The 17,143-nt window shown below is 59.1% G+C and carries 19 protein-coding genes; 14 read left to right on the plus strand and 5 right to left on the minus strand.

Features of this window, described 5'->3' with window-relative positions; genetic code table 11:
* Positions 1-119: 119 nt before the first annotated feature.
* Genes Q7C20_RS24690 through Q7C20_RS24700 form a run of 3 tightly spaced genes read right to left on the minus strand, consistent with a single transcriptional unit; the run spans position 120 to position 3,701 of the window.
* Positions 120-698 (minus strand): cob(I)yrinic acid a,c-diamide adenosyltransferase, encoded by a 579-nt coding sequence (locus Q7C20_RS24690; RefSeq protein WP_348059544.1) that lies wholly within the window; start codon positions 696-698, stop codon positions 120-122.
* 2 nt (positions 699-700) lie between these two features.
* On the minus strand, positions 701-2,737 hold the full coding sequence (locus Q7C20_RS24695; RefSeq protein WP_375070903.1) for a PAS domain-containing sensor histidine kinase: 2,037 nt from the start codon (positions 2,735-2,737) through the stop codon (positions 701-703).
* A gap of 46 nt (positions 2,738-2,783) precedes the next feature.
* On the minus strand, positions 2,784-3,701 hold the full coding sequence (locus tag Q7C20_RS24700) for a putative 2-dehydropantoate 2-reductase (RefSeq protein ID WP_375070904.1): 918 nt from the start codon (positions 3,699-3,701) through the stop codon (positions 2,784-2,786).
* Positions 3,702-3,824: 123 nt separating this feature from the next.
* Between Q7C20_RS24700 and Q7C20_RS24705 the strand changes: the two genes are divergently transcribed.
* Positions 3,825-4,310 (plus strand): YajQ family cyclic di-GMP-binding protein, encoded by a 486-nt coding sequence (locus Q7C20_RS24705; RefSeq protein ID WP_076017433.1) that lies wholly within the window; start codon positions 3,825-3,827, stop codon positions 4,308-4,310.
* 136 nt (positions 4,311-4,446) lie between these two features.
* A complete protein-coding gene (locus tag Q7C20_RS24710; protein ID WP_375070905.1) occupies positions 4,447-5,289 on the plus strand; it encodes a mechanosensitive ion channel family protein in 843 nt (280 codons plus the stop codon).
* A gap of 191 nt (positions 5,290-5,480) precedes the next feature.
* Here Q7C20_RS24710 and Q7C20_RS24715 read toward each other — a convergent pair whose 3' ends face one another.
* A complete protein-coding gene (locus Q7C20_RS24715) occupies positions 5,481-6,761 on the minus strand; it encodes an OprD family porin (protein ID WP_375070906.1) in 1,281 nt (426 codons plus the stop codon).
* Between the two features lie 743 nt (positions 6,762-7,504).
* Here Q7C20_RS24715 and Q7C20_RS24720 point away from each other — a divergent pair.
* Positions 7,505-7,930: an HIT domain-containing protein gene (locus Q7C20_RS24720; protein ID WP_375070907.1), complete on the plus strand. Its 426-nt coding sequence runs from the start codon at positions 7,505-7,507 to the stop codon at positions 7,928-7,930.
* Between the two features lie 3 nt (positions 7,931-7,933).
* Complete coding sequence (locus Q7C20_RS24725; protein ID WP_348059532.1) at positions 7,934-8,140, plus strand: SlyX family protein; 207 nt, start codon at positions 7,934-7,936, stop codon at positions 8,138-8,140.
* A gap of 86 nt (positions 8,141-8,226) precedes the next feature.
* Here the strand turns inward: Q7C20_RS24725 and Q7C20_RS24730 are convergent, their stop codons facing one another.
* A complete protein-coding gene (locus Q7C20_RS24730; protein WP_348059531.1) occupies positions 8,227-8,829 on the minus strand; it encodes a cold-shock protein in 603 nt (200 codons plus the stop codon).
* Between the two features lie 431 nt (positions 8,830-9,260).
* Between Q7C20_RS24730 and Q7C20_RS24735 the strand changes: the two genes are divergently transcribed.
* The 10 genes from Q7C20_RS24735 to tolQ all read left to right on the plus strand — a co-directional run bounded on the left by Q7C20_RS24735 (position 9,261) and on the right by tolQ (position 17,120).
* Positions 9,261-9,734: a Dps family protein gene (locus tag Q7C20_RS24735; protein ID WP_348059529.1), complete on the plus strand. Its 474-nt coding sequence runs from the start codon at positions 9,261-9,263 to the stop codon at positions 9,732-9,734.
* Between the two features lie 181 nt (positions 9,735-9,915).
* Entirely contained in the window at positions 9,916-10,248 is a 333-nt protein-coding gene (locus Q7C20_RS24740; protein WP_375070908.1) for a ribbon-helix-helix domain-containing protein, read from the plus strand.
* Positions 10,249-10,414: 166 nt separating this feature from the next.
* On the plus strand, positions 10,415-10,636 hold the full coding sequence (locus tag Q7C20_RS24745; RefSeq protein WP_010208103.1) for an FmdB family zinc ribbon protein: 222 nt from the start codon (positions 10,415-10,417) through the stop codon (positions 10,634-10,636).
* Between the two features lie 107 nt (positions 10,637-10,743).
* Positions 10,744-12,519 carry an aspartate--tRNA ligase gene (gene aspS, locus Q7C20_RS24750; RefSeq protein ID WP_375070909.1) on the plus strand — a complete coding sequence of 592 codons (1,776 nt, stop codon included), beginning with the start codon at positions 10,744-10,746 and terminating at the stop codon, positions 12,517-12,519.
* A 133-nt stretch (positions 12,520-12,652) separates the two neighbouring features.
* Positions 12,653-13,399: a YebC/PmpR family DNA-binding transcriptional regulator gene (locus Q7C20_RS24755; protein ID WP_375070910.1), complete on the plus strand. Its 747-nt coding sequence runs from the start codon at positions 12,653-12,655 to the stop codon at positions 13,397-13,399.
* Between the two features lie 155 nt (positions 13,400-13,554).
* On the plus strand, positions 13,555-14,079 hold the full coding sequence (ruvC, locus tag Q7C20_RS24760) for a crossover junction endodeoxyribonuclease RuvC (RefSeq protein ID WP_099585503.1): 525 nt from the start codon (positions 13,555-13,557) through the stop codon (positions 14,077-14,079).
* 66 nt (positions 14,080-14,145) lie between these two features.
* Positions 14,146-14,757: a Holliday junction branch migration protein RuvA gene (gene ruvA / locus Q7C20_RS24765; RefSeq protein ID WP_046069316.1), complete on the plus strand. Its 612-nt coding sequence runs from the start codon at positions 14,146-14,148 to the stop codon at positions 14,755-14,757.
* A complete protein-coding gene (gene ruvB, locus Q7C20_RS24770) occupies positions 14,758-15,816 on the plus strand; it encodes a Holliday junction branch migration DNA helicase RuvB (RefSeq protein WP_348059521.1) in 1,059 nt (352 codons plus the stop codon).
* 151 nt (positions 15,817-15,967) lie between these two features.
* Positions 15,968-16,423, plus strand: a complete 456-nt coding sequence (ybgC, locus tag Q7C20_RS24775) for a tol-pal system-associated acyl-CoA thioesterase (RefSeq protein WP_375070911.1) — start codon at positions 15,968-15,970, stop codon at positions 16,421-16,423.
* 1 nt (position 16,424) lies between these two features.
* Positions 16,425-17,120, plus strand: a complete 696-nt coding sequence (tolQ, locus tag Q7C20_RS24780) for a protein TolQ (protein ID WP_003209819.1) — start codon at positions 16,425-16,427, stop codon at positions 17,118-17,120.
* The last annotated feature ends 23 nt before the right edge of the window (positions 17,121-17,143 follow it).

Here is a 17,143-nt window from a genome sequence, read left to right on the forward strand (position 1 = left end):
GTGGGGCGGAGCGTTTTTGGTTACTTTTTGCGCTCTTCAAAAAGTGACCCGCTGTAAGAGCGGAACCCATATCAGCCGTTACCGCAGCAACGGATATGTACCCCAACCCCAAAAAAACCTCAGTGCGGCTTAGCCGCCGCCTGCCACAGCACTTCCGCGACTCCTTGGCGTTTGGCAATCACCCTGGCCGCCACAAACAACAAATCCGACAACCGATTGATATACGAAAGCCCCACCCCCTCCAACGGCTCAACCGCATTCAAGTGCTGACACCGTCGCTCCGCCCCTCGCGCCAGGCTGCGGCATACGTGCGCCTGGGCGATCAGCACCGAGCCTCCGGGCAGGATGAAGTTTTCCAAGGGCCCCACTTCCTCGTTCCAGCGATCAATCGCTGCCTCCAGCCGATCCACTTCCGCCGCAGTCAACGCCTTGTACACCGGCATCGCCAGTTCACCGCCAAGGTCAAACAGGCGATGCTGGCAGGGTGTAAGCACCTCGATCACATCGTTCAATTGCGGATGCTTGCCGCTCTGTTCTTCGAGGTTGGCCAGCAGCAGGCCCAGCTGACTGTTGAGTGCATCAACCTCGCCAATGGCTTCCACGCGCGGGTGGTCCTTGGAGACGCGGCGGCCGTCGCCCAGGCCGGTCTCGCCCTGGTCGCCGGTGCGGGTGTAGATCTTCGACAGGCGAAAGCCCATGGTCATTGCTCCAGTCTGGTGAGTTCGTGGGAAGGTAATTGGCTGCCGGCCAAGGGCAGGCGCAGGGTGAAGCAGGTGCCTTGGCCGACGGTGGAGTGCACTTCCATCTGGCCCTTGTGGTTGTTGGTGATGATGAAATACGACACCGACAACCCAAGCCCGGTGCCCTGGCCGATTTCCTTGGTGGTGAAGAAGGGCTCGAAGGTGCGTTTGCGCACGTTTTCGCTCATGCCGATGCCGTTGTCTTCCACCTGGATCTCCGCCCACGGCGGGTTCAGGCGAGTGCGCAGGATAATGCGGCCGGGCTCGCTGTCGTCTTCACGCTGGTAGATCGCCTGGGCGGCGTTTTTCAACAGGTTGAGCAGCACTTGCTCAAGCTCGTTGGCGGTGCCGGGCACCGGGCCCAGTTGCGGGTCGAACTGGCGGATGATCGCCTGGCCCTTGAAGTCGAAGCCGATGGTGAGGTCGAAGTCGTTTCCGGCAATGTCCACCGCTTGGTCGATCAATGCCGGCAAGTCGCAGGGGGCCATTTGCCGATTGCTCAGGCGGCTGAAACTGAGCATGTGAGTGACAATCTTCGCTGCACGCGCACCGGCCTGTTGAATCCCGTCCAGCAGTTGCGGCACTTCGCGGCCTTGCAGGTAGCGGTTGACGGTGTCCAGTTCGATGCCCGCCTGTTCGGCGTATTCGAGGTTCTTCGGCAGGTCGGGCGATAAGCGGCGGCGGATGTTCTGCACGTTATGCAGGATCGCCCCCAGCGGGTTGTTGATTTCATGGGCCATGCCCGCAGCAAGGCCGCCGACGGAGAGCATTTTCTCCGACTGCACCATCATTTCTTCCAGGGACAGGCGCTGGGTGATGTCGTCGATACGGATCACCACGCCGCGTCCGGCGCCGCCCATCAGCGGGTAGAAGGTCAGGGCGTAATGCTTGGCCTCATCGCCCTTGATCCAGGTAACGCGCTCAATCCGTTCAACCGTGTGTTGCTCCACCGTGGCCTTGATTTGCGGCAGGTACGGTTTGAGCGGCTGGAACGCGAGGAAGATCGGCTGGTTCAGCGCCTCATCCAGGCGCGTGCCCGAAAGCGCACTGGCTTCCTGGTTCCATTGGGTGACGTAGAGCTGTTCGTCCAGGGCGATCAGCGCCGAGGGCATCGAGTCGATAATGCTGTTCAGGTAGTTCTGGAAACCCGTGAGTTTCTTCTCGATCTTGCTGCGAACCTGCACTTCCAGTTCCAGCTTGCGGTTGGTGTGGCGGGTTTCTTCGGCCAGGCCTTGAGCCTGATCATAGGCGGCCTGGGAATCGTCGCGGGCGCGCTTGAGCTGGTGCTCGCGGGCTTCGATACGCGACAACATGGTGTTGAAGGCTTCAGCCAGGCTGCCGATTTCATCATGGTTGCCCCGGCGGGCGCGCAGTGCGTAGTTCTCTTCGCGGGTCACTTGCCGCGACAGCTCTTCGAGTTCGTGGATCGGCCGGGTGATCAGGCGTTTGATCTGTCGGGCGATGATCAGCCACAACAACACACTGAAAATCAGGATGCCCAGGCTGGCCGTCAGCGTGCCGGTATAGAACGCCACCGGCAACTCACTGCTGGCGACCAACAGTAAGTGCCCCGGAGGCTGGCCGGGGCGGGGCAGGGTGATGACCTGATTGCTGCGAAACTCGGTGATGCGCCAGGCCTCGATATGCCGGTAGTTGTCCGGCAAGTGCAGGCGATTGCCGTGTTGCATCTGCGCCAGGCGGTTGCCATCGCCGTCGTACAAGGCGGCGGCGCGCAACGGCGAATAGCTGGTCAGCTCATTGAGCAGCGCGTCGGCCTTGGCGGGCGACTCAGTGGCTTCGGCGGCAAGCGAGGGGTTGGATACCAGGCGGCCAATGGCCTGCAAGGCCTGTGGCGCCATGCTTTCCTGGGAGATCCAGTAGGCGGCACTGATAAACGTCAGGTTGGCCACTAACAGTACGGTGGTCAACAACACCAGCAGGGCGGCCAGCAGTTTCTGCCCTACCGGTAGATTTTCAAGACGCTGGCGCAGTGGCATCAGGGTTTTTCCTGGTGATAGACAGGTAGGCAGGGTAGCGCGTGCCTCAGTGGCTGGCCAATCCGCGTGCACTCAGGTAGTCGACCAACCGCGCGTGCAGTTGTTGCAGATGGGGCAAAACCAATTGATGGCGGGCAGCCGCCTGGCACGCATAGCCGAGCAGGTAGCTGATTTCAGTGCGTCGGGCGTTGGCCACGTCCTGATACATCGAGGAGTAATTGGCGGCCGTGGCGTGGATCACCCGTTGCACCTCACTGTGCAAATCTTCGGCGGCTGCCGGTTGGCCGCAGCGTTCAAGCAGCTCGGTCAGCTCGGCGCACAGCGTGGCGACTTCACAATGATGGTCCTGCAAACCGCCGTTCCGGCACTGATACAACACGGTGAGCGGGTTAATCGCGCAATTGAGGGCCAGCTTGCGCCACAAGCGCGTGACGATATCAGCGCTCCATTCGTGGGGAATGCCGGCGGCGCGCAGGTCTTCCAGCCACTGCGGCGGTGCAGGGTGGGCGGCGTCCCCAAGCCAGGTGTAGCCATGGCCGGCAAATACCACGCGCCACTCGCCGTCGCGGAAGGCGCCTTCGGTGCTGGAGGCAAAGATGCAGCGGGCCTGGGGCAGTTGGGCGGCGACGGCGTCCTGGCTACCGAGGCCGTTTTGCAGCAGGATCAGTTCGGCGCCCGGCACCAGGCGGTATTGCAGCTGTGCGATGGCGCTTTGCGCGTCGTAGGCTTTACACGCTACTAATAGACGATGAATCGGCTCTGGGATGTCAGGCGTTTCGCCGGTCACGGGGTACGTCTGTGCGATGCCGTGCTCCACCAGCGTCAGCCCGGCACCGGCGTTATAACTTGCCAGGCGTGCGGCATCGCGCAGGATCAGGCGCACCGGCACACCGCAGCGCGCCAGGCGCGTGGCCCAGAGTGTGCCCAGGCTGCCAGCGCCGAGAATGTGCCAGGGGGTCGACATCAGTTTGTGCTCCGTAGGGTCGCTCACAGTGAACGGGGCGAAAGAACCGCTATAATGCCTCGGCATTTTAGCTTGGGCGCGCTCCATCTCTACTGAGCCCGCCCCTTATATTGGAGAAATGACATGCCTTCGTTCGACGTGGTATCCGAACTGGACAAACACGAAGTCACCAACGCCGTCGAGAACGCCGTCAAGGAACTGGACCGTCGCTATGATTTGAAAGGCAAGGGCAGCTTCGAATTCAAGGAAAAGGACCTGACCGTCAACCTGACCGCAGAAGCCGATTTCCAGCTGGAAGCGATGATCGAGATCCTCAAGCTGTCCCTGGTTAAACGCAAGATCGACGCGCAGTGCCTTGAAATCAAGGACGCCTACGCCTCTGGCAAGCTGATGAAGCAGGAAGCGGTCCTAAAAGAAGGCATCGACAAAGAGCTGGCGAAGAAAATCGTCGCTCACGTCAAAGACGCCAAGCTGAAAGTCCAGGCTTCCATCCAGGGCGAACAGGTGCGCATCACCGGCAAGAAGCGTGACGATTTGCAGGAAGCCATCGCGGCCCTGCGCGCCAAGACTTTCGACATGCCGTTGCAGTTCAATAACTTCCGCGACTGAAGGCAACGCGGGGAACCTGCCGGCGATTTTGACGTCCCACGCCCCAGAGTTTATGCCTACACTTGAGCCCTCCGGGGCTCATTTGCGTTTTTAGGCAGTCAATAAAGCCGCACATCCGCGCTACAGGAGAAGATAGATGGATTTGAATGCTGAAATGGATCACTTGATCAAGACCTCTGAGTCCTGGCTCCCGATGATCATGGAATACGGCAGCCGGTTTTTGCTGGCCGTGATCACCCTGGCCATCGGTTGGTGGCTGATCAACGTGTTGACTCACCGAGTGGGCCGCTTGCTGGCGCTGCGCAATGCAGACCTGGCACTGCAACACTTCATCACCAACCTGGCCAACATCGCGCTCAAAGTCATGCTGGTGGTCAACGTGGCCTCGATGATCGGCGTGGCCACCACCTCCTTTGTTGCCGCGATTGGTGCAGCCACCCTGGCCATCGGCCTGGCGTTGCAAGGCAGCCTGGCGAATTTTGCCGGTGGCGTGCTGATTCTGTTGTTCCGCCCGTTCCGCATTGGCGACTGGATCGAAGCGCAGGGCACTTCCGGTACCGTCGACAGCATCCAGATCTTCCACACGGTGTTGCGCACCGGCGACAACAAGACCGTGATCATTCCCAATGGCAGCCTGTCCAACGGCTTGATCACCAACACCAACCGTCAGCCGACCCGCAAGGTGGTGTTTGACGTGGGTGTCGACTACGAAGCCGACCTGCAAAAAGCCCGTGAAGTGCTGCTGGAACTGGCCAAAGACCCGCGCGTGCTGGCGGATCCGGCGGCAGTGGCCGTGGTTTCGACCCTGGGCGACAGTTCGATCACCGTTTCGCTGCGCTGCTGGACCAAGACGGCGGATTATTGGGATGTGGTGTTCATGCTCAATGAACTGGCGCGTGATCGCTTGAAAGCGGCGGGCATTGATATTCCGTTTCCGCAGCGGGTTATTCGCGTGATGCAGGAAAGTGTTACGAAGTAACTAAGCAAGATGCTGTCGAACTTGGCCGAAAGGTCAGGTTCGATGGCGCAAGTTCAAGCTCGATAGTTAGCTTGCTAGTTATTTTCCAATTGAAATAATACGGCAATAAAAAAGCCGCTCCCTTGTTAACAGGGGAGCGGCTTTTTAATTAAGGCCGAGGCCTTAAATCATCGTTGTAATCAAACAGCCAATTACAAGATGTTCAGCGGGTATTGCGCGATCAGACGCAGTTCGTCGATCGACGCCGAACCGTAGTACACGCCGTCAGACGAACGATAGGTCGCTTGACGTACGCGCAGGCTCAGGTCTTTGGCTGGGCCGTTCTGGATCACGTATTTAGCTTCGATATCGCGTTCCCACTCTTTGCCGTTCGAGGTTTCTGCGGTGTTAGCGCCGGTACCTTTAACGTAACGAGTCATGAAGCTCAGGCCTGGCACGCCGAAGGTGGCCATGTTCAGGTCGTAGCGAGCCTGGAACGATTTCTCGTCTTCAGCGTTGAAGTCGGAACGGGCGACGGAGTTGGCCAGGAAAACCGTGCCGCCGCCATCTACGCCGTAGCCGTAGTCACCGTCACCGCTGACTTTTTGGTAGGCCAGGGTAAAGGTGTGAGCCTGGATGGTGTACGCGCCTTGCAAGCTGTACGCACGGTTATCCAGTTTGGTGGTGCCGTCTTTTTCTGCGCGTTGCAGGCCGGCGCCATCGCTCTTGGTGCTGTAGATGTTGAAGTCAACGGCCAGGGACTGTTCGTCGCTCAGCGCGTGAGTCCAGTTCAGGTTGGCGTAGGTTTTCTTCCAGTAGTCTTCAGTCTTCGCGTAGTACAGGCTGGCGCTGACTTCCGGCGTCAGGGCGTAGACACCGCCGATGAAGTCGGTTTTGGTCAGGCCGGTACCGTTGATGCTGTCACGGAAAGTCTGGTTTTGCGCGACGCTGGAAGTGAAGTGACCGCCTTCCAGTTTCAAGCCTTTGATCTCGTTGCTGGTGATCGAGATACCTTGCGGCAGCTCTGGCAGCAAGCGGCTGTCATCGGAAGCGAATACAGGCGCGGTGGTGTACTGGTCGCCGACTTTGAGCACGGTGTCGGAGATGCGGAACTTGACAGCGCCGCCGCCTTTGGAGAATTCGTCTTCCGAGCGACCGTCAGAACCGGTAGGGAACATGCCAGTGCCCGAACGACCCTTGCCGCTGTCCAGTTTCACGCCCAACAGGCCGATCACGTCAACACCGACACCGATGGTGCCTTGGGTGTAGCCCGACTGGAACAGGCCATTGAAGCCCAGGCCGGTTTCGTTGACGCGGCTCTTGCCGGTGTCGTTGTTACGGAAGTCGCGGCCAAAATTCAGGAGGCGAGTGTTGATGCTGAAGGTGCTGTCTTCAACAAAGCCCTTGGAATCGTCCTGGGCGGACGCCATTGCGAACTGCGAGGTGCCTGCTGAAACAGCCAGGGCGATCATGCTCCACTTCATCACGCGCATCGTGATTTGCTCCTTTGGTTTTAGGAAGAGTACTGCCGTCCCACCTGTATTTTTATCTGGGCGGCTCTTTCTTTATTGTGTCGGCGCAAAGTTATATCACGCAGACTCTAATGACGATACTTGCCCATCTATCCTTTCAGCTTCTTTACAAGGCTGTCGTAAATTGCTGGCTCCGTGTCGCAAATTCACAGCCCGACTGTGACCGGGCTGACAACTTCAATGCTGTTTTCAAACCCCTTTGCAAGTTTGAACTCGTCCGTGACACACACTGAAACGCTACTGTTTTTTATCGCGAAACACCTGCATCCAGGCGGGTGTCGTTGCCGACGATATGGGTGTTAATGCAACAAGCGTGCACAAAGCGGTAACCGAATGTCATTTTTTCGTGAAAAACGTGACGGCCGTGTAAAAACCTCATAAGCACGGGCTTTTTGCGCCGTCTGGTTTGGGCTTTACGTGCCGGCTTGCCGCGTCCCCGGTGGCACACATTTGCTGCACCAGGGCAAAACGTTACCGGTTCACCCCCTTTTGTGGGTAGTCGGCGGATCCCTATGAAGCACAAGTGGGTCATTTTGGTGCGTACCGGTGAGGCCCGGTTTAGCGTAGCTCAACTATTTGCCCGCCTCGAAAGGGTGCATATTTTTTGTCGGTTGGCCTCAGGGCTCGCCGGATTCGCCGTGAAGCTGCAGGCATTCAACGGTATGCTTGGCGCCTGAAACTGACTTGCCGAACGGAGTGTCCACGTGTTCGCCTTAGATCAACGCCTGCAACAAGACACATTGGCCATTGGGGACTTCCCGCTCTGCCGCCTGCTGCTGTCCAATGATGCGAACTATCCCTGGTTCATCCTGGTACCGCGCGTCGACGGTATCAGTGAAGTGTTTCAGCTGGATGTCGCCGATCAGCAAACGCTGTGGCAAGAAACCACGGCGCTGGCGCAGCAGCTTAATGAAGGGCTGAACGCCGACAAAATCAACATCGGCGCGCTGGGTAACGTCGTCAGCCAGTTGCACGTGCATGTAATCGTGCGCAAGCGCGACGACGCGGCCTGGCCTGCGCCGGTATGGGGCAAGCATCCGGCACTGCCTTATACGCAGGAACAGGTGGCGGCGATTCGCGCACGAATGCGCGAGTTATTGCCTGCCGACTTTATCTTTGCCAGGGACTGAACCATGGATCTGCAAGACCGCGTCACCGATCTGGAAAGCCGCCTGGCCTTTCAGGACGACACCATCGAAACCCTCAATGACATTCTGGTCGCGCAGCAGCGTGCGGTTGAACGCCTGCAGATGCAGATGACGGCTTTGCTCAAGCGTCAGGAAGAAATGGGCGGTCAATTCGAGACATCCGAAGAAGAAGCGCCGCCGCCTCATTACTGATAAGGGCGCTATTAATAGCCACGCAATAAAAAACCGCTACCCAGCTAGGCTGGATCGCGGTTTTTTTTACGCCGAAAGCAGGAAAATCAGCGACGCGGCAATGCCGCGATCACGTCTTCGGCCTGCAGGCCTTTGTCGCGGTTCATCACGGAGAACTCAACGCGCTGGCCTTCGACCAGTACGCGATGGCCTTCGCCACGGATGGCCCGGAAGTGGACGAAGATATCGTCGCCCGAATCGCGGGAGATAAAGCCAAAGCCTTTGGAGGTGTTGAACCACTTGACGGTACCGGTATCCCGATTGGTCATGTCGTAGTTTTGCGACGCGGCCGCTGGGGACGAACGGTAGAAGCTGACGGCCAGATGAAGAACGATGGCGACCACAGCAATCACCAGGCTGAGCAGGATGGCCGGGTGGCCGCCCACTTCAGGCATAGGTGCCAGGAGGGTGAGGGTTTGAACGACAACAGTCAGCACCAACAGCGCGCTGACAAGGTTTTGCAGTTGATGACGTGTGCCTTTGTTCCAGTAAGGAATTACCGGAGCCAGGGTCAGGTTAAGAAGGCCGAACAAGGCCAGGTACAGAGCGTCGTGTTGTTCCAGATAGGGAGGGCTTCCCTGTTGCAGGCTCGGAATAAAGGACAGCAGCAAAGCTGCAACGCCCGTTAGCAGGTGGACGATTTTCAACATTTTGATTAACTCACTTTAAGACGGATCACAAGGAGGAGCTGACTGGCACGGTTCGCTTCTGAACTGATGGGAGGCGTTGAGCACGTGCGCGGGGTATCAGCCTATGCGGGCGCCGCGAAAATAAACGGCAATCACACCCCGCCTATTTAACAGCAAAGGCTGTGCCTACTCAAATCAAGCATTTGCGGGTGTTGTGAGGGCCATGGCATTTCTGCATCAAACACTTGTCCTAGAGAGGTGCAGGCTGTTGGAGCGCGGTGCCGGGACGTTTCGACTTCTCCCGAAGGCGTGTGCGTTGCCGGCAGGCGCGTGGCAGGTTGGTCAATTTGTCGCACGTGACCTGCGCGCGTCCGGCTGCATGAGGTCGGCACTCTTGCTAGAGTGGCCTTGCACCTGCTCAATGAATACTCGTCAATTGAAGGGGAAAAAACATGGCAATCGATATTGGTATCAGTGAAGAAGACCGTAAATCCATCGTCGACGGACTTTCACGCCTGCTGTCCGATACCTACGTACTGTATTTGAAAACCCACAACTTCCATTGGAACGTCACAGGCCCGATGTTTCGCACGCTGCACTTGATGTTTGAGGAGCAGTACAACGAACTGGCGCTGGCAGTGGACTCCATTGCCGAGCGAATCCGTGCCCTGGGTTTCCCGGCGCCGGGTGCCTATTCGATCTACGCCCGCCTGTCTTCGATCAAGGAAGAAGAGGGTGTGCCGACCGCCGAAGAGATGATCAAACAACTGGTCGCCGGCCAGGAAGCGGTCACGCGCACTGCTCGCGGGATCTTCCCATTGCTCGACAAGGTCAGCGATGAGCCGACCGCCGACTTGCTGACCCAGCGCATGCAGGTTCACGAGAAAACCGCGTGGATGCTGCGTTCGCTGCTCGAAAACCAGTAAGCCTCCCCACCGAGCGGCGCCGTTCTGGCGCCGCTCGCTTGTTTCCGCGCACTTCCTGGCGTTGTCCTACGCCTTTCCAATCCCCGTCTTCTGGCGGCCTTTCGCGTGCTGCTGTTTTATAGGCCATCGCCCAATGGGAGACGCCCATGGGTTGGCTGTATGGCAATGGAGTGTCAGGTGTATGTCACGCGCAGTGGGTAATGGAATCATGGAAACCGGTGGTTTTCACAGGATAGAGGCCGATCCCTTCGCCAAGGGGTTCGACATGGGGCTGGCCAAGCCGTTGTCTCGCTCGGTCAGGCTCAACGGGTTTTCAACCTGCCTGAGGCTCGAACAGATCTACTGGAATATCCTTACGGAGATCGCCAGGATCAACGCGTGCTCAGTCAGTGCGTTGTTGTCGTATGTGGATCGGGAAGTGCATCTGCGCTACGGCGGGGTGAAGAACTTCAGTGGGCTGGTCAGGGTAGTGTGCGTGGTTCACGTGTTAAAAGCGCGCGCAAACCCCGATTGATTCGGCAATTCAGAAGCCGGCCCGCCGTCAAGGCGGGCCGCGCTTGGGGCAGAAAGCCGGCTGCGCTGCCTCGATTTACCAGATATAATCCCGCGCTTTGCTGTGCGTGCCGGGTCTTTACCCGTAAGGCGCAGCGCGGTAACGACCTGATCGCCGAGACATCTCCATGCCCATGTACGACTATCAATGTGCTTCCTGTGGTCATCAGTTGGAAGCCATTCAGAAGATCAGCGCAGCGCCGCTGGTCGATTGCCCCGCCTGCCAGGCGCCTGAGCTGAAGAAGATGTTGTCCATGCCGGGCTTCCGCCTGAGCGGCAGCGGCTGGTACGAGACCGACTTCAAGACCGGCTCGAAAAAGAACCTGGCGGGCGGCGACAAAGCAGACTGAGTTGAACTCTACGCGCAGGCTCCTGCATTATCCGTCCCCTGCTTTAATGTACGGTGACGAGGCGAGCCTCCACCGAATTTCGAATTACGAGAAGTGAAACCACTACCATGATGCGCAGCCACTATTGCGGCCAACTGAACGAGACCCTGGAAGGTCAGGAAATCACTCTTTGCGGATGGGTTCACCGTCGCCGCGACCACGGCGGGGTAATCTTCCTCGATATCCGTGATCGTGATGGTCTGGCCCAGGTGGTGTTTGACCCCGACCGCGCCGACAGCTTCGCCGCCGCCGACCGCGTGCGCAGCGAATACGTTGTTAAGATCACCGGCAAGGTGCGCCTGCGTCCGGAAGGCGCAGTGAACAAGAACATGGCGTCCGGCGGCATTGAAGTGCTGGGCTATGAGCTGGAAGTGCTGAACGAATCGGAAACCCCGCCGTTCCCACTCAACGAATACTCCGACGTCGGCGAAGAAACTCGCCTGCGCTACCGCTTCCTGGACCTGCGTCGTCCGGAAATGGCCGAGAAGCTGCGTCTGCGTTCGCGCATGACCACCAGCATCCGCCGCTTCCTCGACGAAAACGGCTTTCTTGACGTTGAAACGCCGATCCTGACCCGGGCCACCCCGGAAGGCGCGCGTGACTACCTGGTGCCTAGCCGTACCCACGCCGGTTCGTTCTTCGCCCTGCCGCAATCGCCGCAGTTGTTCAAGCAACTGCTGATGGTGGCCGGCTTCGACCGTTACTACCAGATCGCCAAGTGCTTCCGTGACGAAGACCTGCGCGCTGACCGCCAGCCTGAATTCACCCAGATCGACATCGAGACCAGCTTCCTCGATGAAAAAGAGATCATGGGCCTGACCGAACAAATGATCCGCAACCTGTTCAAGGAAGTGCTGGACCTGGAGTTCGGTGAATTCCCGCACATGACCTTCGAAGAAGCCATGCGCCGCTACGGTTCCGACAAACCAGACCTGCGTAACCCGCTGGAACTGGTGGACGTGGCCGACCAGCTCAAGGAAGTCGACTTCAAGGTGTTCAGCGGCCCGGCCAACGACCCTAAATGCCGCATCGCTGCCCTGCGTGTACCCGATGGCGCGAGCATGCCGCGCAAGCAGATCGACGACTACACCAAGTTCGTTGGCATCTACGGTGCCAAGGGCCTGGCGTACATCAAGGTCAACGAGCGCGCCAACGGTGTTGAAGGTCTGCAATCGCCGATCGTTAAAAACATCCCGCTGGACAACCTCAACGCGATCCTTGATCGCGTGGGTGCCGTTGATGGCGACATCGTGTTCTTCGGCGCCGACAAGTCCAAGATCGTCAGCGAAGCCCTGGGCGCGCTGCGTATCAAGCTGGGCCACGACCTGGACCTGCTGACCTGCAAGTGGGCGCCGATGTGGGTGGTCGATTTCCCGATGTTCGAAGAGAACGACGACGGCAGCTTCAGCGCTTTGCACCACCCGTTCACCGCGCCAAAATGCACGCCTGCCGAGCTTGAAGCCAACCCGGCTGGCGCGCTGTCGCGTGCCTACGACATGGTTCTGAACGGTACTGAGTTGGGTGGCGGTTCGATCCGTATCCACCGCAAGGAAATGCAGCAGTCGGTATTCCGCCTGTTGGGCATCAACGAAGCGGAACAGGAAGAGAAATTCGGCTTCCTGCTCGACGCCCTGAAATACGGCGCGCCGCCCCACGGTGGCTTGGCTTTCGGCCTCGACCGTCTGGTGATGCTGATGACCGGCGCCCAGTCGATTCGTGAAGTGATCGCGTTCCCGAAAACCCAGAGTGCTGCGGACGTCATGACCCAGGCTCCGGGTGTGGTGGATGCCAAGGCACTGCGCGAACTGCACATTCGTCTGCGCGAGACGCCGAAGGCTGAGTAAGGCCGCTGCGTGAAAGCGCACTGAGGTTTACGCGGTCTAAAAAGGCGCATCTTCGGATGCGCCTTTGCGTTACACGAGGCACATCCCGTTTGGCGGGATTGATAAGGTTTCTACAGAATTTCGGAGTTGTGTTATGGCTGGCCATTCCAAGTGGGCGAACATCAAGCACCGCAAAGAGCGTCAGGATGCCAAGAAAGGCAAGATTTTCACCAAGTGGATTCGCGAACTGACTGTCGCTGCCCGCCAGGGTGGCGGTGACCCGGGCTCCAACCCGCGTCTGCGCCTGGCGCTGGACAAGGCCTTGGGCGCGAACATGAGCCGCGACATCATCGACCGCGCCGTGGCCCGTGGTGCCGGCGCCGCCGACACCGACGACATGGTCGAGTTGAGCTACGAAGGCTACGGCCCGGGCGGCGTGGCGGTGATGGTCGAGTGCATGACCGACAACCGCAACCGCACCGCAGCCGCTGTGCGCCACGCGTTCAGCAAGTGCGGTGGCAACCTGGGCACCGACGGTTCGGTGGCTTACCTGTTCGAGCGCAAGGGGCAGATTTCCTTCGCGCCGGGCGTGGATGAAGATGCCCTGATCGAGGCCGCCATGGAGGCGGACGCCGACGACGTGGTGACCAATGAAGACGGTTCCATCGACGTGTTTACCTCGTTTGCCGGCTTCTATGCGGTGCGTAACGCGCTGGAAGCTGCCGGATTCAAAGGCACCGACGCGGAAATCGTGATGCTGCCGACCACCAGCGCCGAGCTGGACCTGGACGGCGCGCAGAAAGTGCTGAAGATGCTGGATATGCTCGAAGACCTGGATGATGTGCAGAACGTTTATTCGAACGCCGACATCCCGGAAGAAGTAGCCGAGCAGCTAGGCTGAAGCATGATGAAACCCCCTGTGGGAGCTGGCTTGCCTGCGAAGGCATCACCTCGGTTTGTCTGCCATACCGAGGTGTCTGTATCGCAGGCAAGCCAGCTCCCACAGTTGTTTAATGTTGGCCGCAAGAACCGTGTTTCCCCCACTCTGCAGGCGTTATGACTTTAATCCTAGGTATCGACCCCGGTTCGCGCATCACCGGTTTTGGCGTGGTGCAGCACACCCCGCGCGGCTGTGTTTACGTCGCGTCGGGCTGCATCCGCACCGGCGCGGGCGAGTTGGCCGAGCGCCTGCAGATTGTTTATCGCGGCGTGCGTGAAGTGATCCAGACCTACGGCCCGGTGACCATGGGCATCGAAAAGGTCTTTATGGCGAAAAACGCCGACTCCGCGTTGAAGCTTGGTCAGGCCCGTGGCGCTGCCATCGTTGCCGGTGCCGAAGAAGGTCTGGAGATCGCCGAATACACCGCAACCCAGGTCAAGCAGGCCGTGGTCGGCACCGGTGCGGCGAATAAAGAGCAGGTGCAGATGATGGTCATGCACATGCTCAAACTCACCTCAAAGCCGCAAATCGATGCTTCCGACGCCCTGGCCATTGCCATTTGCCATGCGCACACCCGCTCCAGCCTGCTACCGCACGGCCTTGGCACCGCACGCAGTCGTGGCGGGCGGCTGCGTCTCTGATAGCATCAGCGCAATCGTTATTTCCGGTCAGGCCTTGATCTGACCCCAAGCTTTAAGGATCGAACCGTGATTGGACGCTTGCGCGGCACCCTGGCTGAGAAACAGCCGCCGCACCTGATTCTGGATGTAAACGGGTTGGGGTATGAGCTGGAAGTGCCCATGACCACCCTGTATCGCCTGCCGTCGGTCGGCGAACCGATCACCTTGCACACCCATTTGGTGGTGCGCGAAGACGCGCAATTACTCTATGGTTTCATTGGCAAGCGGGACCGTGACTTCTTCCGCGAGCTGATTCGCCTCAACGGTGTAGGGCCGAAACTGGCGCTGGCGTTGATGTCGAGCCTGGAAGTGGATGAGCTGGTGCGCGCCGTTTCCGCCCAGGACACCTCGGCTTTGACCAAGGTGCCGGGTGTCGGCAAGAAAACCGCCGAGCGCCTGCTGGTAGAGCTCAAGGACCGTTTCAAGGCCTGGGAAGTGGTGCCGAACATGTTTGCCCTGGTGCCGAACCAGCCGGACATGCCGGCGGGCCAAGTCGCCAGCGCCGAAAGCGATGCCGTCAGCGCGTTGATTTCCCTGGGCTATAAACCCCAGGAAGCCAGCAAAGCGGTGTCGGCCATCAAGGACAAGAACCTGAGCAGCGAAGACATGATCCGCCGAGCCCTGAAGGGAATGATTTAAGTGATTGAAGCTGATCGTCTGATCGCGGCCACTGGCCCGCGCGACCGTGAAGAAGTCCAGGACCGGGCCATTCGCCCGCTGAGCCTGGCCGACTACATTGGCCAGCCCACCGTGCGCGAGCAGATGGAATTGTTTATCCAGGCCGCACGCGGGCGCAGTGAGTCCCTCGACCACACGCTGATCTTCGGCCCGCCGGGTTTGGGCAAGACCACGCTGGCCAACATCATCGCCCAGGAAATGGGCGTGTCGATCAAGTCCACCTCCGGCCCGGTGCTGGAGCGTCCAGGCGACTTGGCGGCGCTGCTGACCAACCTTGAGCCCCATGACGTGCTGTTTATCGACGAGATTCATCGGCTGTCGCCGATCGTCGAGGAAGTGCTGTACCCGGCCATGGAAGATTTTCAGCTCGACATCATGATCGGCGAAGGCCCGGCGGCCCGCTCGATCAAGCTCGACTTGCCACCGTTTACCCTGGTGGGCGCCACAACCCGTGCGGGCATGTTGACCAACCCGCTGCGAGACCGTTTCGGCATTGTTCAACGTCTGGAGTTCTATAGCACCGCCGACCTTGCGACCATCGTCAGCCGTTCGGCGGGCATTCTGGGTTTGCCGCTGGACCCGGAAGGCGCGTTTGAAATCGCCCGCCGTGCCCGTGGCACGCCACGGATCGCCAACCGTTTGCTGCGCCGTGTACGCGACTTCGCCGAGGTGCGCGCCAAAGGGCATATCACCAAACCGGTGGCGGACCTGGCGTTGAACCTGTTGGATGTGGACGAGCACGGTTTTGATCACCAGGACAGGCGCCTGCTCCTGACCATGATCGAGAAGTTCGACGGTGGCCCGGTTGGTGTGGACAGCCTGGCGGCGGCGATCAGCGAAGAACGCCATACCATTGAGGATGTGCTGGAGCCGTACCTGATCCAGCAGGGCTATATCATGCGTACGCCGAGAGGCCGAGTAGTGACGCGCCATGCCTATTTGCACTTTGGGTTAAATATTCCGTCACGATTGGGTGAGATGCCCGTGGTAGACGAATTTCTCGATGCAGTGGACGATTAAAAAGGTCACGCCAGTCGATTTATCTGAAGTTTGTGCTGTCCTAGTGGCTGGTGACGTCATTCAGTCGTTGGAAATGTTCTTCATCATGATCGACAGAATGAAAAAACAGTTGCCTGGCCGGATTGGCAACCTGAGGAGTAAGCACTAGAGTATGCGCGCGCAAAACGTGGATCAGCCGTTCGCACATCGCTGTCGCGTTTATTACGAGGACACCGATGCTGGCGGCATCGTGTATTACGTCAATTACCTCAAGTTCATGGAGCGGGCTCGAACCGAGCGGCTACGGGAGCTGGGCTTTGCCCAATCCCAGCTTGCGGGGGAAGACCTGTTGTTTGTCGTGCATTCCAGCGAGGCGCGTTACCACGCGCCGGCGCGGTTGGACGATGAACTGCTGGTCAGCGCAGAAGTAATCGAATTGAACCGTGTCAGCCTGCGCTTTAAACAGCAGGTCAGGCGGGCAACGGATGCAACGCTGCTCTGTGAGGGGCAGTTTCTGGTGGCTTGTGTGCGCACCGATAGTTTGAAACCCCGGGCCATTCCCGAAGCTCTACGTGCGGCCTTTGCTGGCGTAAGCGGCGCGGGTAAACAATCAAAGCAGGAGATTTAGCGTGGAACCTACCGTCGTCGACCATTCTTCCATGTGGAGCCTGGTCAGCAATGCCAGTGTTGTGGTTCAACTGGTGATGCTGGTCCTGGTAGCCGCATCGGTTACCTCTTGGGTCATGATTTTTCAGCGCAGCAACCTGCTGCGTGCCGGTCGACGTGCCCTGGAGAGCTTTGAAGAGCGCTTCTGGTCGGGTATCGACCTGTCCAAGCTGTACCGTCAGGCCGGCAGCAACCCGGACCCGGATTCGGGCGTAGAGCAAATCTTCCGCGCCGGTTTCAAGGAATTCTCGCGCCTGCGCCAGCAACCGGGCGTTGACCCGGAAGCGGTCATGGAAGGCGTGGCCCGTGCCATGCGCGTCGCCATTTCCCGCGAAGAAGAAAAGCTTGAGCAAAGCTTGCCGTTCCTCGCCACCGTCGGTTCCGTCAGCCCGTACATCGGCCTGTTCGGTACCGTGTGGGGCATCATGAACTCCTTCCGCGGCCTGGCTCAGGCTCAGCAAGCGACCCTGGCCACCGTGGCCCCGGGTATCGCCGAAGCCCTGATCGCCACCGCGATCGGCTTGTTCGCTGCTATCCCCGCAGTAATTGCCTACAACCGTTTTGCCGCTCGTGGCGAAACCTTGATCAGCCGTTACTACACCTTCGCCGATGAATTCCAGGCGATCCTGCACCGTAAAGTGCACACCAGCGAAGAATAAGCAGGTAATTCCCAATGGCTTTA

It is taken from the genome of Pseudomonas sp. AMR01, assembly GCF_041946035.1.
GTDB classification, from domain to species: Bacteria; Pseudomonadota; Gammaproteobacteria; order Pseudomonadales; family Pseudomonadaceae; genus Aquipseudomonas; species Aquipseudomonas antarctica_B.

What these genes read in the sequence shown, in the direction of transcription:
- Q7C20_RS24725 (WP_348059532.1), top strand. Translation starts at nt 7,934, where the DNA reads ATGGATCTGCAAGACCGCGTCACCGATCTGGAAAGCCGCCTGGCCTTT.
- Q7C20_RS24705 (WP_076017433.1), top strand. Translation starts at nt 3,825, where the DNA reads ATGCCTTCGTTCGACGTGGTATCCGAACTGGACAAACACGAAGTCACC.
- Q7C20_RS24745 (WP_010208103.1), top strand. Translation starts at nt 10,415, where the DNA reads ATGCCCATGTACGACTATCAATGTGCTTCCTGTGGTCATCAGTTGGAA.
- Q7C20_RS24735 (WP_348059529.1), top strand. Translation starts at nt 9,261, where the DNA reads ATGGCAATCGATATTGGTATCAGTGAAGAAGACCGTAAATCCATCGTC.
- Q7C20_RS24710 (WP_375070905.1), top strand. Translation starts at nt 4,447, where the DNA reads ATGGATTTGAATGCTGAAATGGATCACTTGATCAAGACCTCTGAGTCC.
- Q7C20_RS24740 (WP_375070908.1), top strand. Translation starts at nt 9,916, where the DNA reads ATGTCACGCGCAGTGGGTAATGGAATCATGGAAACCGGTGGTTTTCAC.
- ruvC (WP_099585503.1), top strand. Translation starts at nt 13,555, where the DNA reads ATGACTTTAATCCTAGGTATCGACCCCGGTTCGCGCATCACCGGTTTT.
- Q7C20_RS24715 (WP_375070906.1), bottom strand. Translation starts at nt 6,761, where the DNA reads ATGCGCGTGATGAAGTGGAGCATGATCGCCCTGGCTGTTTCAGCAGGC.
- Q7C20_RS24700 (WP_375070904.1), bottom strand. Translation starts at nt 3,701, where the DNA reads ATGTCGACCCCCTGGCACATTCTCGGCGCTGGCAGCCTGGGCACACTC.
- aspS (WP_375070909.1), top strand. Translation starts at nt 10,744, where the DNA reads ATGATGCGCAGCCACTATTGCGGCCAACTGAACGAGACCCTGGAAGGT.
- Q7C20_RS24730 (WP_348059531.1), bottom strand. Translation starts at nt 8,829, where the DNA reads ATGTTGAAAATCGTCCACCTGCTAACGGGCGTTGCAGCTTTGCTGCTG.
- Q7C20_RS24755 (WP_375070910.1), top strand. Translation starts at nt 12,653, where the DNA reads ATGGCTGGCCATTCCAAGTGGGCGAACATCAAGCACCGCAAAGAGCGT.
- Q7C20_RS24695 (WP_375070903.1), bottom strand. Translation starts at nt 2,737, where the DNA reads ATGCCACTGCGCCAGCGTCTTGAAAATCTACCGGTAGGGCAGAAACTG.
- ybgC (WP_375070911.1), top strand. Translation starts at nt 15,968, where the DNA reads ATGCGCGCGCAAAACGTGGATCAGCCGTTCGCACATCGCTGTCGCGTT.
- Q7C20_RS24690 (WP_348059544.1), bottom strand. Translation starts at nt 698, where the DNA reads ATGGGCTTTCGCCTGTCGAAGATCTACACCCGCACCGGCGACCAGGGC.